This is a genomic window from Burkholderia sp. Bp8998 (assembly GCF_003854235.1).
Classification (GTDB): Bacteria; Pseudomonadota; Gammaproteobacteria; order Burkholderiales; family Burkholderiaceae; genus Burkholderia.
Window position 1 is genome coordinate 27265 of sequence record NZ_QTQF01000030.1, and the last position, 12352, is coordinate 39616.

A 12352-nucleotide genomic window follows, 5' to 3' on the forward strand; every position below is an offset into this window, starting at 1 on the left:
AATGCATTGAGGGCGCGCATCAGCTCGACATGCGGCTGCCGAGGGCATACAGCGGCTCGAGCACCCACTCGACCAGCCGGCGCCGGTCGATCAGCACGTCGGCGTCGAGCGCCATCCCGGGGCGCAGCGCCTCGCGCTTGCCGTACGCGACGATGTCCTGGCGATCGAGCGCGACGACGACGCGGTATAACTGCTCCGGCACATTGGTGTGCCCGGTCAGATTCGCGACTTCCTGCGGCGACAGGGCGGTACGCGACACCTCAGTCACGCGCCCGAACTGTTGGCCGAATTTCTGAAACGGGTACGCTTCGTAGCGCAGCACCACGCGCGAGCCGGCCCGCACGAAGCCAATAGCGCGGCTCGGCACCATCAGTTGTGCCTCGAGCGGCACGCCTTGCGGCAACAGCGACACCGCCGACTGGCCTGCGTTGACAATCTGCCCGGGCTTCGCGAGCAACGCAGCGACGACGCTCGCCTGCGGTGCGCGCAGGATGACCGTGCGGCGCGCTTCGTTCTCGGCTATCGATTGATCGACGTCCGCGAGCTTGCGCTGGATGTCGTTCTGCTGGTTGCGGGTGGTGAGCGGCAGCTCGCGTAACTGCTGGCGGGTCTGGTCGAGTTGCTGGCCAACGTCGAGGCGCTGGCGGACCAGCTCCTGCAGTCGCGCCTGCGCGTCAAGCAGCACGCCTTCCTGCTGCTCGACCTGGCTGTTCGACGCATAGCCCAGCTCACGCATCGACCAAAGCTTGTGGAGCTGGCGTTGTGCGAGCTCGGCCTGGCGCAGCCGCTGCGCGTTCTGCCGTGCGATCTGTGTGAGCTGGTCGCCAAGTGCCGCGGCGCGCGTCCGCAGGCCGCGCTGCGCTTCGGCGCTCAGTTGCGACTGGCTAGTCAGATCGGTCTCCAGGCGCGAGCGCTGAAACTTCAATTGCCGGGCGACCGTCTCGCGCGTTCCGCCCAGCTCGGTCGCCACTTCGGCCGAGATAGCCAGCAGTTCCGCACCGGCCGCCACCGTCTGTCCTTCGCGGACCCGCATGGCGACTACGGTGCCCGTCAACGGCGGTGCCACCGTCAGCAGCCCAGTCGCCGGCAACAACTGACCAGTCACGCGCTCGCGTTTCGTGTAGCTGCCCAATACGAAAAACGCGACGACCACGAACGTCAGCGCGGCCGCGACGCCGATCATCAGCCAGCGCCAAGGTGGCGAGTACAGGCCGACGGCACCCATCAGCCTGTGCCGGGTTGCGTCGAGCGCTTCCTTGCGGAACAAGGAAGCGGTCATGATCGGATCCCCCCAGCGGGCGCTGGGCCGGCAGCGTGGCAGCCGATACCGGCCACGTCGTCGTCGCCGAGCGTGCCGAGCGCGGCGGACAGTTGAAGTCGCGCACGCAGGTAACGGTAGCGGGCGTCGGCGAGATCGCGGATCGCTTCGAAATAGTGCTGCTGGGCATTCAGTTCGTCGATCAGCGTGCGCAGTCCGACTTCGCGTCCGACGCGGGTCGATTTCAACTTGCTGTCCGCCGACGCGAGCACGCGTTCCTGCGCGCGGATCAGCGCGACGCCGTTGGTGATGCCGAGATAGGCCGCACGGGCACGCTCGCGGGCCTTGCGGCGTGCATCTTCGAGCGCGTCCCGTGCTTGATCGCGCCGGCGGTAGGCTTCGCGGCTTACCGACAGCGGGCCGCCGCTGGCGAACAGCGGGATCGTGACCGTCACACCGATCATTGACGAACGGGTTTTCGATGTTGTGCCGAACACAGTATCGAGTCCGTTCTCGTTGGCGCCGCGGCTCCAGTTCGTGCCGTAGCTCGCCTGCAGGTTCACGACCGGCAGATGCGCGCTCGTCGCGGCGACGACGTCGGCCTGCGACTGGTCGAGCTGCTTGCCAGCGATCCGCACGTCGACGTTGTCGCGAGCCGCGTTGTCCATCGCGGTCGCGAGATCGACCGGCACGGCCTGCGGCGCGCATTGCCATGAGATTGGCGATAGCTCTGCCGCCATCAAGCCCGTCATCCGCTGCAGCGTGCCGCTCGCTATCTCCAGATCGGTTTGCGCGCTCACCGTGCGCGCCAGCGCTTCGTCGAGATTCGCGCGCGCCTCGTCGACGTCAGTCCGCGTGCCGTCGCCGATCCTCAGCGCAGCCTGTGCTTGGTCGAATTGCTTATGGAATGCCTGCCGCGCGGCTTCGGCGGCCTGGAGCACTTCGCGTCCGAACAGGACGTCGAAATAAGCGCTGGCGACCTCGGTGATCAGGGATTGCGACGCCTTCTCGTACTCGATGTCGGCCTGATCGGCGAGCGTGCCGCCACGCTTGAAATTGGCGACGCGGGACAGATCGAACAGTGGCTGCGTGACGGTTGCGGAAGCGCTGTGACGGCGGACCGCCGCCGCATACGCCGCGGTGGGCTGGTCCTGCTTCGTGTAGCTGCCATTGAGCTCGGCGCGGGGCAACAGCCAAGCAAGACCTTGCCAGCGCTTCTCGTGGCCGGCGAGCTGTGCGTTGCGCGCCGCGCTGATGCCCGCATCGAAGCGCCGCGCCGCGTTCACCGCGTCGAGCAGGTTGGCGGCGTGCGCGGGCCAGGCGGCACCGAGCCAGCCGAGAATGGCCATCAGCCGGAAGGATCGTGTCGAGATCATTTGCCAGTGCGCGGCGCTACCTGTCCGTAGGTTGCGGGAACCGCGGCGAGGTTATGCCGCAAAGTAGAGGATTATTCCGGGGTCCGTGACGGCACGATATCGTCGTTCATCCAATTTCCGGCCGGTGCCCGCACGGCTGCGAATTGTGGAATGCGACTGAATGCCAAGCGGAAATAGCGGCACGCTGTGCAAAGCACGGGTATGCGCGTCCGGAAAGCGGACGCCGAGGAAGTCTGGTGTGAGCGAGACACCGACACCAGCGAACCAACCCCGTCCGACAAGCCTCGTCAGTTGCGAGGGCAGCACAAATGTTTCCATATTGGCAGCGCTTGGACGCGCGCTGTTTCAGAAGCGGCGACGTCATCAAAAATTGGATTTTTAACTATGGATTCGATTTTAATTTGGGAATATTTTACAGATGCAGAGGAGGCGAACTTTCATTCTGTAATTGCAATTATTATTGTATTTTTCCATGCCGATCGAGTCATTTAGTGGCCGTGACCGGGTAACGTTTTGTGGAGGTGATGCAGCGTGATTGAGTTGAACATGACGTCCAGTCATTTTATTGAAAATTACCTCGACAAGCGCCCCATCCTGTTCAAAGATGCGTTGCAAAAGAATTTTTTGTCATGGGAAGAAGTGTCGGAGGCGATATATATTGGAGAATCGATGACGCAAGGGCCGAGATTGAACAAGGGTGGGTTTCTTGATGAATCAAAATACATCATAAATTGCGGCGAACTGGGGCAAGTCAGGCGGAGGATTGAAAAGGGTGTTCTTTACGACGAACTCCGCAATGGAACAACTCTTGTATTTAATCGGATGGAGTTGTCTTCGTATAAAATAAGATTGATATGCAAGTCGATCTCAAGATTTGTTGGTGAGCACACTGTTGCGAACGGATACATCGCATTCGGAGAAGATGAATCGTTTGGAAAGCACTGGGATACCCATAGTGTCTTTGCAGTTCAAATGATGGGTAGAAAACGATGGTTGATCTACGAACCCACACATGCATTGCCGCTAAAGAATCAACGAAGCACTGGAAGGCAATCCGAATGCCCGGCCGACCCATACATGGATGTCACGATAGAGACCGGAGACATCCTATATCTACCGAGAGGATGGTGGCACACCGCGATTCCCTTGAATGAAGAGACTTTTCATTTGGCCGTGGGCGTGCACGAGTCCACCGTTTCGGACTATATAAAATATCTGGCAAACGAAATCATTGGCGATTTTGATGCATTCAGGCAGACGATTCCCCTCGGAGAAAGACGGGATATCGATCTCAGGGTAGTGGCAAGTGAGTTTGCACGAATTGTTGAGGATCACCATGTGCTGGCCAACTACAACGATCGCCGGCGGCGTAATTTTAGAGAGGCATCAAAGCCAAGCCTGCAACTGCACGCCGTTCGGTCAAAATTTCGACTAGATAAGGAGGCGAAATTTCTTGTGAATACACCGGTAAGAGGCATTGCCATTGATGAAAAAATAAATGGCGCACCAATACCGATTGGAAAAAACCTTGAAGAATTGCGCAAGTTTATCTTTGCGTCGACGGGGGCTATTTCGTACAAAGAATTGCGTGATTGTGCTTGCGAAATTCCAGCTGAGGAGTTTGATTCGTTGATAATGAAATTGCTGGAAATCGATGTGCTTGAGCTCATTTGATTGATCGGCTGACTGATTGGAATTGGAGAATAAGATGGAACTCTTGACGGATGGTGAAATTAACCTGGTCAGCGCTGGCAACGGCATGGTGCAAGGTGCAATTATTGGATGGTTTGTAAGCAAGGGGATGGATGCGACATATGATTTAATTAGATATACCATGGACTGGATTTCCAGAAATAAAGTGGAAGTCAACGATATAACCATGTACAACGCCATGGGTGACTTTAACAACCAAGGAAACGACGCGGACGGTCAGTGATCTTGATACTTTGGGTACCGGGCAGGGGCGGGGCGGAAATTGAACAGAAAATTCCGCGCGCATATTTTCGAGATTTTTATTTGTAAAGTTGCATCCAAATATCGTCCTATGAATCGGTGGCGAATCGCAATGAAAGACTGCCCTGATAGCCGTGTGGTGTGCCCTATCTCGCATGGCCCGGTGCTCGTTTCCGCGCTTTTGACTTGCGTTCTCACATACATCGCCGGTGTTTTTGTTTGGGGCGGCCAATTTGTATTCGGACTGCCATTCGGTCCCTCCACCGGTGCGCTGCCTGAAATAGTGAAGTACGACCTATTAACCCGCCTGTTTGTTGGCTCGCTCGCTGCACCGATAGTGGAAACATTCCTCTTCCAGTGGCTTCCCATTCGGTTGATTCGCCGCACATTCGGTGGGAGCGTTTATTCGGCGATCGGCGCTTCGACTCTTGTATTCGGTGCAGCGCACGGCTATAGCATCCTGTACATGGCAGTCGCTTTATGGGGAGGGCTGACTTTCGCAACGGTCTTCGTGCTGCGTGATTACCCCGGTGGCCATCCCTTTTTGGTGATCGCCACCGCCCACGCCGCCCGCAACACGCTGGCAAGTTTCCTCATCTGACACGGATGCATCATCCCCGGGTCGATCGATAGATTCGTCGCCAATTGGCCGGGTGGATAGGCCCTGAACTCACACGAAATCCTGATGACTCGGTTGCGCCTGTACCTCGGGTCGAATGACCCGCGCCTACCGCCACCCGAGCAACACCCGCCCCATCGCATCGAGCCCCATGTCGAACAGGTGCGACACGAACGGCACGAGGTTCGGGATCATCAGTTGCACGAGCAACAGCCCGACCAGCATCGTGACCGGAAAGCCGATCTGGAAGATCCCGATCTGCGGCGCCGCGCGGTTCAGGATCCCGAGCGCGAGGTTCGCGATCAGCAGCGCCGCGACCACCGGCAGCGCGAGCAGCAGCCCCATCTCGAACACGGTCGCGCCGAACGCGGCGAGGGTGCGCCAGCCGGGCGCGTGCAGCAGGTCGGCCGATACCGGCAGCGACTGGAACGACGCAGCCAGCGCCGCGAACACCTGCAGGTGGCCGTCCACCGCGAGGAACGCGAGCATCGCGATCGCGTTCAGGAAGCGGCCCATCACCGGCGTCGCGCCGTTCGAATGCGGGTCGAAGAAGGTGGCGAAACCGAGCCCCATCGACAGGCCGATGAAGTCGCCGGCGGCCTCGACGGCCGCGAACACGAGCTGCATCGTGAAGCCCATCGCGACGCCGATCAGGAACTGCGTGACGACGATCCAGATGCCCTGCGCGGAGAACACGGTGACCCCCGGCATCGCGCCGAGTGTCGGCGCGACGACCAGCGCCATGAAGGCGGCGATGCCGATCTTCACGCGCACCGGCACGGCCGCGTGGCCGACCACGGGTGCCGTCGCGACGAGCGCGAGCATCCGCACGAACGGCCACAGGAAGGCGGTCAGCCAGCCGTTGAGCTGCGCGTAGGTAACCGAGAACATCGCGGTGGAGCGGAGCCGGGCGCGCCGCTCAGCCGGCGCCGAGCGTCGCGACGTGCAGCAGCGTCTGCCGCAGGTAGTCGAGCATCGTCGTCAGCATCCACGGGCCGGCGATCACGAGCGTCGCGGCCACCGCGAGCAGCTTCGGGATGAACGACAGCGTCGATTCGTTGATCTGCGTCGCGGCCTGGAACAGGCTCACGACGAGGCCGACCGCGAGCGCGACCAGCAGCAGCGGGGCGGCCAGCAGCAGGCCGACCATCATCGCCTGGTGCGCCAGCGTCATCACCTGTTCGGGCGTCATCGCGCGTTCTCCTCCGCTTACGTGAAGCTCTGCGCGAGCGAGCCGATCAGGAGCTGCCAGCCGTCGACCAGCACGAACAGCATCAGCTTGAACGGCAGCGACACGGTGGACGGCGACACCATCATCATCCCCATCGACATCAGCACGCTCGCGACGACCATGTCGATGATCAGGAACGGGATGAAGATCGTGAAGCCGATCTGGAAGCCGGTCTTCAGCTCGCTCGTAACGAACGCCGGCACCAGCAGCGACAGCGGCACGTCTTCCGGGCCCTGCATCGGCGCGGCCTTCGAGATCTTCGCGAACAGCGCGAGATCGGTCTCGCGGGTCTGCTTCAGCATGAAGGTCTTGAACGGCGCGACGCCGCGTTGCACGGCCTGCTCCATCGGCATCGAGCCGTCGGAGAACGGCTTGTAGCCGTCGCTGTACGCGCGGTCGAGCACCGGCGACATCACGAAGAAGGTGAGGAACATCGCGAGGCCGACCAGCACCTGGTTCGGCGGCGTCGTCGCGGTGCCGAGCGCCTGGCGCAGCAGCGACAGCACGATGATGATGCGCGTGAAGCTCGTCATCATCAGCAGCATCGCCGGCAGGAACGACAGCATCGTGAGCAGCAGCATCGTCTGCACGCTCAGCGAATACGTGGTGCCGCCGTTCGGGCCCGGGCTCGTGTTGAACGCGGGCAGGCCGGCCGCCTGCGCGCACGCGAGCGCGGGAGCGAGGCCGAGGATCAGCACGGGCGCGAAGCGCGCCGCGCGACGCAGGAATGGGCGTTTCATCGGAATGCGAGTACGGAAAGAGGGCGCGACACCATGTCAGCGGTCCTTGCCGCGTCCAAGGCGCTTCGCGGCTTCGCCCGCGAGCGCGTCGCGAAACCGCGCGCCGAACGTGCCGGGCTGGCCGGGTTCGGCGGAAGCCGTGCCGGCGGGGACGTCGGGCGAGAGCGACGCCGGCGCCACCGCCGAGCCGGCCGGCAGCGTATGCAGCAGCCGCACGTTGCCCGGCGCGACGCCGAGCACGAGCCAGGTGTCGCCGATCTCGACGATCGTCGCGCTCTCCTTCGCGCCGAGCCCGACGCTCGACACGACCTTCAGCGGGCCGCCGCGCCGCGCGGGCTGGAACCCGAAGCGGCGGGCGAGCCACGCGCAGCCGAACACGAGGCCGATCACGACCGCGAGCCCGACGAGCGTCTGCAGCACCGCGCCGACGCCGAGCGACGGCGCCGCCGAGCCGACCATCACGCTCGACGCGATGGCGCTGGCGTGGTTCACCGCGTTCATGTCGGCGGCGCCGGCCGGCGCGCACGCGAGCGACGCGGCAATGGTCGCCGCCGCCACGCCCGGGACAAGGCGCGCACGGCGGCCGGACGTCACGACGTTCACCGATTCAGCTTCCGGATGCGTTCGGCCGGCGTGATGATGTCGGTCAGCCGGATGCCGAACTTGTCGTTGACGACCACGACCTCGCCCTGCGCGATCAGGCAGCCGTTCACGAGCACGTCCATCGGCTCGCCGGCGAGGCCGTCGAGCTCGACGACCGAACCTTGCGCGAGCTGCAGCAGGTTGCGGATCGCGATCTTCGTGCGGCCGAGCTCCACGGTCATCTTGACCGGGATGTCGAGAATCATCTCGATGTCGTTGTGCGTCGAGCTGGCCGCGGCCTTCGACAGCGGCTGGAACACGCCGGCGCCGGTCGCGCCCGCCTGCACCGGCTGCTGGTTCTGCTCGGCGAGCGCGGCAGCCCAGTCGTCCAGGCTCGACTCTTCTTCCACCGCGGCAGGTGCCGCCTGCACGGCCACGGCCGATTCCGCGAGCGCCGCGTCGGCAAGCGCCTGCGGGTCGAGTTCGGGCGTCGGGTTCAGCTCACTCATATCCACCTTCCTTCATCGTGTCGCCTGCGCTGATCATCTTCTGCACGCGCAACGCATATTGACCATTGAAAATGCCGTAGCCGCATTCCATCACCGGCACGCCGTCGACCTTCGCGGTGATCGTTTCCGCGATCTCCAGCGGCAGCACGTCGCCCGCGCGCAGGTTCAGGATCTTCTCGAACGTCGACGGGATCTCGGCGAGATCCGCGCTCAGCTCGACTTCGGCCGACTGCACCTGCTGCGACAGCACGCGTACCCAGCGGCGGTCGACTTCGAGTGCCTCGCCCTGGATCGGCGATGCGAGCACGTCGCGGATCGGCTCGACCATCGAGTACGGCATGCAGATGTGCAGCGTGCCGCCCGTCGGCCCGAACTCGATCGAGAACTGCGTGACGATCACGATCTCGTTCGGCGTCGCGACGTTCGCGAACTGCGTATGCATCTCCGAGCGCACGAATTCGAACTGCAGCGGCCGCACGCTCTTCCACGCGGTCGTGTAGTGCTCGAACACGAGGTTCAGCAGCTTGCCGATGATCCGCTGCTCGGTGGCCGTGAAGTCGCGGCCCTCGACGCGCGTGTGAAAGCGTCCGTCGCCGCCGAACAGGTTGTCGACGACGAAGAACACGAGGTTCGGGTCGAACACGAACAGCGACGTGCCGCGCAGCGGCTTCACGTGCACCAGGTTCAGGTTCGTCGGGATCGGCAGGTTGCGGGTGAACTCGCTGTACTTCTGCACCTTCACCTGGCTCACGGAGATTTCCGCCGTGCGCCGCATGAAGTTGAAGATGCCGATCCGCAGCAGGCGCGCGAAGCGGTCGTTGATGATCTCGAGGCCGGGCATCCGGCCGCGGACGATCCGCTCCTGCGTCGCGATGTTGTAGGGGCGGACGCCCGACGTGTCGCGGTGCTCGTCGACTGCGTCGGTTTCGCCCGTGACGCCCTTGAGGAGGGCGTCGACCTCCTCCTGGGACATGAACTCCTGGTGGCCCATGCGCGCTCCTTTTCCGGCCGCGTTACTGGACGACGAATTCGGTAAACAGCACGTCGTCGACCTTCGCGCGCTGGTTGCCCGGCTGCGTCGGCTGCTCGATCAGCTCCCGCAGTTCCTGCGCGAGCGAACGCTTGCCGTCCGGCGTCGCGAGATCCTCGGGATGCTTGTTCGACAGCGCGAGCAGGATCCGGCTGCGGATCTCCGGCATGCGCGCGGTCAGCTGCTCCTGCGCCTTCGGGTCGGTGAGCTTCAGCGACAGGCCGACGCGCAGGTAGTGTTGCACGCCGTCCTCCGACTGCAGGTTGACGGTCAGCGGGTCGAGCGGGAAGAACACCGGCGCGGCGAGCGGCGCCGGTTCGGCGGGCGCGCTCGCACGGCCGACGCCGGCCTTGCTCAGGAACACGTACATGCCGCCCGCGGCGGCGGCCGCCGCGCCCAGCGCGATGACGGCGATGAGCGCGATGCGCTTGAACTTGCCGGACGAAGCCGGCTTGTCGGCAGTCGGGTTTGCGGTCGTGGAGGCCATGTGAATGCGTGCGTGATGTCTCGTAGCATGCATTGTTCGGCATCCGGGCCGAGCCCGATGGGCGGAAAAGAGGGGGGAATTGCGGCTATCTCAGCCGATTGTCGGCCGGGTGTCGGCTCGATGCAGGGTACGATCGGCGGGGAAAGCGACCGGGCGGAGTGTGGCAGGCGACTGGCGGGCATCAGGGCATCGGGCCCAGGCGGGAAGGGCGGGCGGCGGCCCCGCCCGTGCATCGTCAGATCGGCAGCCGCGAGAGCAGCGGCGCGATCAGCACCATCGCGACGCCCGCGATCATCATCGTGAGGCTCGACACGACGCCTTCCTCGCTGCCGATCTCGCGTGCCTTCGCGGTGCCCACGCCGTGGGCGGCCGCGCCGAACAGCGCGCCGCGCGCGAGCCGCGTGCGCATCGGCACCAGCGCGAGCACGATTTCGCCGAGCAGCATCCCGCAGATGCCGGTCGCGATCACGAACAGGGCGGTGAGGTCCTTCGGCGCATGGATCTTGTCAGATACGGCGAGCGCGAACGGGGTCGAGACCGAGCGCGTCATCAGCGAGCGCTGCAGCTCGGGCGACAGGTGCAGCAGCTTCGCGAGCAGCAGCGACCCGCACACGCCCGCGCCGATCCCGACCGCGACGCCGACCGACAGCGACAGCCAGTGGCGACGGATCAGGTCGCGATACTCGTAGATCGGCACCGCGAACGCGATCGTTGCCGGGCCGAGCAGCCACATCAGCCAGCGCGTGTCGCGGAAGTAGACCGAATACGGGATGCCGGTCAGCACGACGAGCAGCGCCAGCACGCCCGGCACGAATACGAGCGGCGAGAACAGCAGCGTCTTCTTGTACGCGTAGAGCCGCTTCGACACGACATACAGGACGACCGTCAGCACGAAGCAGCCGACGGAAATCGCGGTATTCACCTGGTCGGTGGACAGGCTCGACAGCAGCGCAAGCATCGCAGGCTCCGGCTCAGTGGGCCGACACGGTGGCGACGCGTGCGCGGCGGCGTTCGGCGAACACGCGCTGCGCGGCGAGCCGGCGTTCGAGCTTCGCGGCGAGGTCGACCGCCACCGCCACCGCGACCATCACGAATGCGGTGCCGGCGAGCATGACCAGCGCGATGCGCCAGCCGTCCTCGCGGAACAGCCCGCCGTACTTGACCGCCGCGACGGCGGCCGGCACGAAGAACAGCAGCATGTCGGACAGCAGCCAGTTCGCGCCGTCCTTCACCCATGCGGGGGCGACGCCGCCCGAGAACAGCAGCACGAGCAGCACGGCGAGACCGACGACGCCGGACGGCACCGGCAGCCCGATGGCGCGAACCGCCCAGTCGACCGCCATCCACAGCACACCGAGCGCGGCGGACTGCAGCACGATCCGGCTCGTACGCGCAACATTGCCCGAAGCGGCGGGGCGGGCGGCGGCAGTGGCGGTCGGCTGGGTCATGGCGGGCTCCATACAGGTATTTCGTCGATGGAGTGAGTATAGGGTTTCCCCTAACCATAAATAAAATGACTTGTCTCTATCCTTGTCATTCCAATTCGGAATTCACTTGTGTGTGCTGCACCAACCTGGGGAGTGATCGATGGAATTGCGCGCGCTGCGGTACTTCGTCGAGGTGGTTCGTCAGCAGAGTTTCACGGCCGCCGCCGACCGCCTGTTCGTCACGCAGCCGACCATCAGCAAGATGGTGAAGGCGCTCGAGGACGAGATCGGCTCGCCGCTGCTGCTGCGCGACGGCCGGCAGATGGTGCTGACCGACGCGGGGCGGATCGTGTTCCAGCGCGGCCAGGACGTGCTCGCCGCGCAGGCGCAGCTGCAGTCCGAGCTGAACGATCTGGGCACGCTCGGGCGCGGCGAGCTGACGATCGGGATTCCGCCGCTCGGCGGGTCGCTGTTCACGCCGATCATCGCCGCGTACAAGCAGCGCTATCCGAACATCGAGCTGAAGCTGTTCGAGCAGGGCGCGCGGATGATCGAGGCCGCGCTGATGTCGGGCGAGCTCGAGCTTGGTGGGCTGCTGGAGCCGGTCGATCCCGCCACGTTCGACCGGCTGCCGATGGTGCGCGCGCCGCTGTGGCTCGTCGCGCCGCGCGAGTCGCGCTGGGAGGATCACGCGGCCGTGCCGCTCGCCGATCTCGCGCGCGAGTCGTTCGTGTTCTACGCGGAAAGCCTCGCGCTGCACGATGCGGTGCTCGACGCGTGCCGGCAGGTCGGCTTCACGCCGTCGATCGTGAGCCGCAGCGGCCACTGGGATTTCATGGCGGCGCTGGTGCACGCGGGCGTCGGCATCGCGCTGTTGCCGGAGCCGTACTGCCGGCGGCTCGATACGCGGCAGTTCACGTGCCGGCCGATCGTCGAGCCGGAGATCACGTGGGCGATCGCGCTCGGCTGGCTGAAGAAGGGGTACCTGTCGCACGCGGCGCGGGCGTGGCTCGAAGTCGCGCGGGCGACGCTGCCGATCGCGTCGGGCGACGATCTGGCGTTCGGCGGGTTGCGGGCGAGGGAGTGAGGCCAGCGACGCGGGCGGCAGGACGGGCCGGGGAACGGGCGGGCCGCCGCCGT

16 protein-coding genes are annotated in these 12352 nt (G+C 64.3%); 5 read left to right on the plus strand and 11 right to left on the minus strand.

Annotated features, from left to right (window positions below; translation table 11 throughout):
• Positions 1-19: 19 nt before the first annotated feature.
• Positions 20-1279, minus strand: a complete 1260-nt coding sequence (locus DIE06_RS26375; RefSeq protein WP_124663894.1) for an HlyD family secretion protein — start codon at positions 1277-1279, stop codon at positions 20-22.
• Entirely contained in the window at positions 1276-2634 is a 1359-nt protein-coding gene (locus DIE06_RS26380; protein ID WP_260433773.1) for a TolC family outer membrane protein, read from the minus strand. The genes DIE06_RS26375 and DIE06_RS26380 overlap by 4 nt, the downstream gene beginning before the upstream one ends.
• 201 nt (positions 2635-2835) lie before the next feature.
• Between DIE06_RS26380 and DIE06_RS26385 the strand changes: the two genes are divergently transcribed.
• The 4 genes from DIE06_RS26385 to DIE06_RS26400 are packed head-to-tail and all read left to right on the plus strand — an operon-like array spanning position 2836 to position 5188.
• Positions 2836-3126 carry a hypothetical protein gene (locus tag DIE06_RS26385; RefSeq protein WP_124663895.1) on the plus strand — a complete coding sequence of 97 codons (291 nt, stop codon included), beginning with the start codon at positions 2836-2838 and terminating at the stop codon, positions 3124-3126.
• Between the two features lie 39 nt (positions 3127-3165).
• A complete protein-coding gene (locus DIE06_RS26390; RefSeq protein WP_124663896.1) occupies positions 3166-4308 on the plus strand; it encodes a JmjC domain-containing protein in 1143 nt (380 codons plus the stop codon).
• A gap of 34 nt (positions 4309-4342) precedes the next feature.
• Complete coding sequence (locus DIE06_RS26395) at positions 4343-4570, plus strand: hypothetical protein (RefSeq protein ID WP_124663897.1); 228 nt, start codon at positions 4343-4345, stop codon at positions 4568-4570.
• A gap of 39 nt (positions 4571-4609) precedes the next feature.
• Positions 4610-5188 (plus strand): CPBP family intramembrane glutamic endopeptidase, encoded by a 579-nt coding sequence (locus tag DIE06_RS26400; RefSeq protein ID WP_260433774.1) that lies wholly within the window; start codon positions 4610-4612, stop codon positions 5186-5188.
• A 126-nt stretch (positions 5189-5314) separates the two neighbouring features.
• On the opposite strand, the gene fliR is transcribed toward DIE06_RS26400, so the two are convergent.
• The 9 genes from fliR to DIE06_RS26445 form a co-directional block, all read right to left on the minus strand.
• Positions 5315-6097, minus strand: coding sequence for a flagellar biosynthetic protein FliR (gene fliR / locus DIE06_RS26405; RefSeq protein WP_124663898.1), 783 nt, complete (start codon positions 6095-6097; stop codon positions 5315-5317).
• A gap of 28 nt (positions 6098-6125) precedes the next feature.
• Positions 6126-6398 (minus strand): flagellar biosynthesis protein FliQ, encoded by a 273-nt coding sequence (gene fliQ, locus DIE06_RS26410; protein ID WP_006750427.1) that lies wholly within the window; start codon positions 6396-6398, stop codon positions 6126-6128.
• A 17-nt stretch (positions 6399-6415) separates the two neighbouring features.
• A complete protein-coding gene (gene fliP / locus DIE06_RS26415; protein ID WP_124663899.1) occupies positions 6416-7177 on the minus strand; it encodes a flagellar type III secretion system pore protein FliP in 762 nt (253 codons plus the stop codon).
• 36 nt (positions 7178-7213) lie between these two features.
• Positions 7214-7780 (minus strand): flagellar biosynthetic protein FliO, encoded by a 567-nt coding sequence (gene fliO / locus DIE06_RS26420; RefSeq protein ID WP_124663900.1) that lies wholly within the window; start codon positions 7778-7780, stop codon positions 7214-7216.
• Positions 7777-8268: a flagellar motor switch protein FliN gene (gene fliN / locus DIE06_RS26425; RefSeq protein WP_124663901.1), complete on the minus strand. Its 492-nt coding sequence runs from the start codon at positions 8266-8268 to the stop codon at positions 7777-7779. The genes fliO and fliN overlap by 4 nt, the downstream gene beginning before the upstream one ends.
• Complete coding sequence (gene fliM, locus DIE06_RS26430; protein WP_124663902.1) at positions 8261-9259, minus strand: flagellar motor switch protein FliM; 999 nt, start codon at positions 9257-9259, stop codon at positions 8261-8263. Before fliM ends, fliN begins: the two co-directional genes overlap by 8 nt.
• Before the next feature lie 22 nt (positions 9260-9281).
• A complete protein-coding gene (fliL, locus tag DIE06_RS26435) occupies positions 9282-9818 on the minus strand; it encodes a flagellar basal body-associated protein FliL (RefSeq protein WP_124663903.1) in 537 nt (178 codons plus the stop codon).
• Positions 9819-10020: 202 nt separating this feature from the next.
• Positions 10021-10743 (minus strand): LrgB family protein, encoded by a 723-nt coding sequence (locus tag DIE06_RS26440; RefSeq protein WP_124663904.1) that lies wholly within the window; start codon positions 10741-10743, stop codon positions 10021-10023.
• Between the two features lie 13 nt (positions 10744-10756).
• On the minus strand, positions 10757-11233 hold the full coding sequence (locus DIE06_RS26445) for a CidA/LrgA family protein (protein ID WP_124663905.1): 477 nt from the start codon (positions 11231-11233) through the stop codon (positions 10757-10759).
• A gap of 139 nt (positions 11234-11372) precedes the next feature.
• Here DIE06_RS26445 and DIE06_RS26450 point away from each other — a divergent pair, with 139 nt between their 5' ends.
• Positions 11373-12299, plus strand: coding sequence for a LysR family transcriptional regulator (locus DIE06_RS26450; protein ID WP_124663906.1), 927 nt, complete (start codon positions 11373-11375; stop codon positions 12297-12299).
• Positions 12300-12352 lie beyond the last annotated feature (53 nt).

Excerpts from the sequence above, each read along its gene's own strand:
- DIE06_RS26375 (WP_124663894.1), bottom strand. The coding sequence starts at position 1,279 with ATGACCGCTTCCTTGTTCCGCAAGGAAGCGCTCGACGCAACCCGGCAC.
- DIE06_RS26380 (WP_260433773.1), bottom strand. The coding sequence starts at position 2,634 with ATGATCTCGACACGATCCTTCCGGCTGATGGCCATTCTCGGCTGGCTC.
- DIE06_RS26385 (WP_124663895.1), top strand. The coding sequence starts at position 2,836 with ATGCGCGTCCGGAAAGCGGACGCCGAGGAAGTCTGGTGTGAGCGAGAC.
- DIE06_RS26395 (WP_124663897.1), top strand. The coding sequence starts at position 4,343 with ATGGAACTCTTGACGGATGGTGAAATTAACCTGGTCAGCGCTGGCAAC.
- fliR (WP_124663898.1), bottom strand. The coding sequence starts at position 6,097 with ATGTTCTCGGTTACCTACGCGCAGCTCAACGGCTGGCTGACCGCCTTC.
- fliQ (WP_006750427.1), bottom strand. The coding sequence starts at position 6,398 with ATGACGCCCGAACAGGTGATGACGCTGGCGCACCAGGCGATGATGGTC.
- fliP (WP_124663899.1), bottom strand. The coding sequence starts at position 7,177 with ATGAAACGCCCATTCCTGCGTCGCGCGGCGCGCTTCGCGCCCGTGCTG.
- fliN (WP_124663901.1), bottom strand. The coding sequence starts at position 8,268 with ATGAGTGAGCTGAACCCGACGCCCGAACTCGACCCGCAGGCGCTTGCC.
- fliM (WP_124663902.1), bottom strand. The coding sequence starts at position 9,259 with ATGGGCCACCAGGAGTTCATGTCCCAGGAGGAGGTCGACGCCCTCCTC.
- fliL (WP_124663903.1), bottom strand. The coding sequence starts at position 9,818 with ATGCATGCTACGAGACATCACGCACGCATTCACATGGCCTCCACGACC.
- DIE06_RS26440 (WP_124663904.1), bottom strand. The coding sequence starts at position 10,743 with ATGCTTGCGCTGCTGTCGAGCCTGTCCACCGACCAGGTGAATACCGCG.
- DIE06_RS26445 (WP_124663905.1), bottom strand. The coding sequence starts at position 11,233 with ATGACCCAGCCGACCGCCACTGCCGCCGCCCGCCCCGCCGCTTCGGGC.
- DIE06_RS26450 (WP_124663906.1), top strand. The coding sequence starts at position 11,373 with ATGGAATTGCGCGCGCTGCGGTACTTCGTCGAGGTGGTTCGTCAGCAG.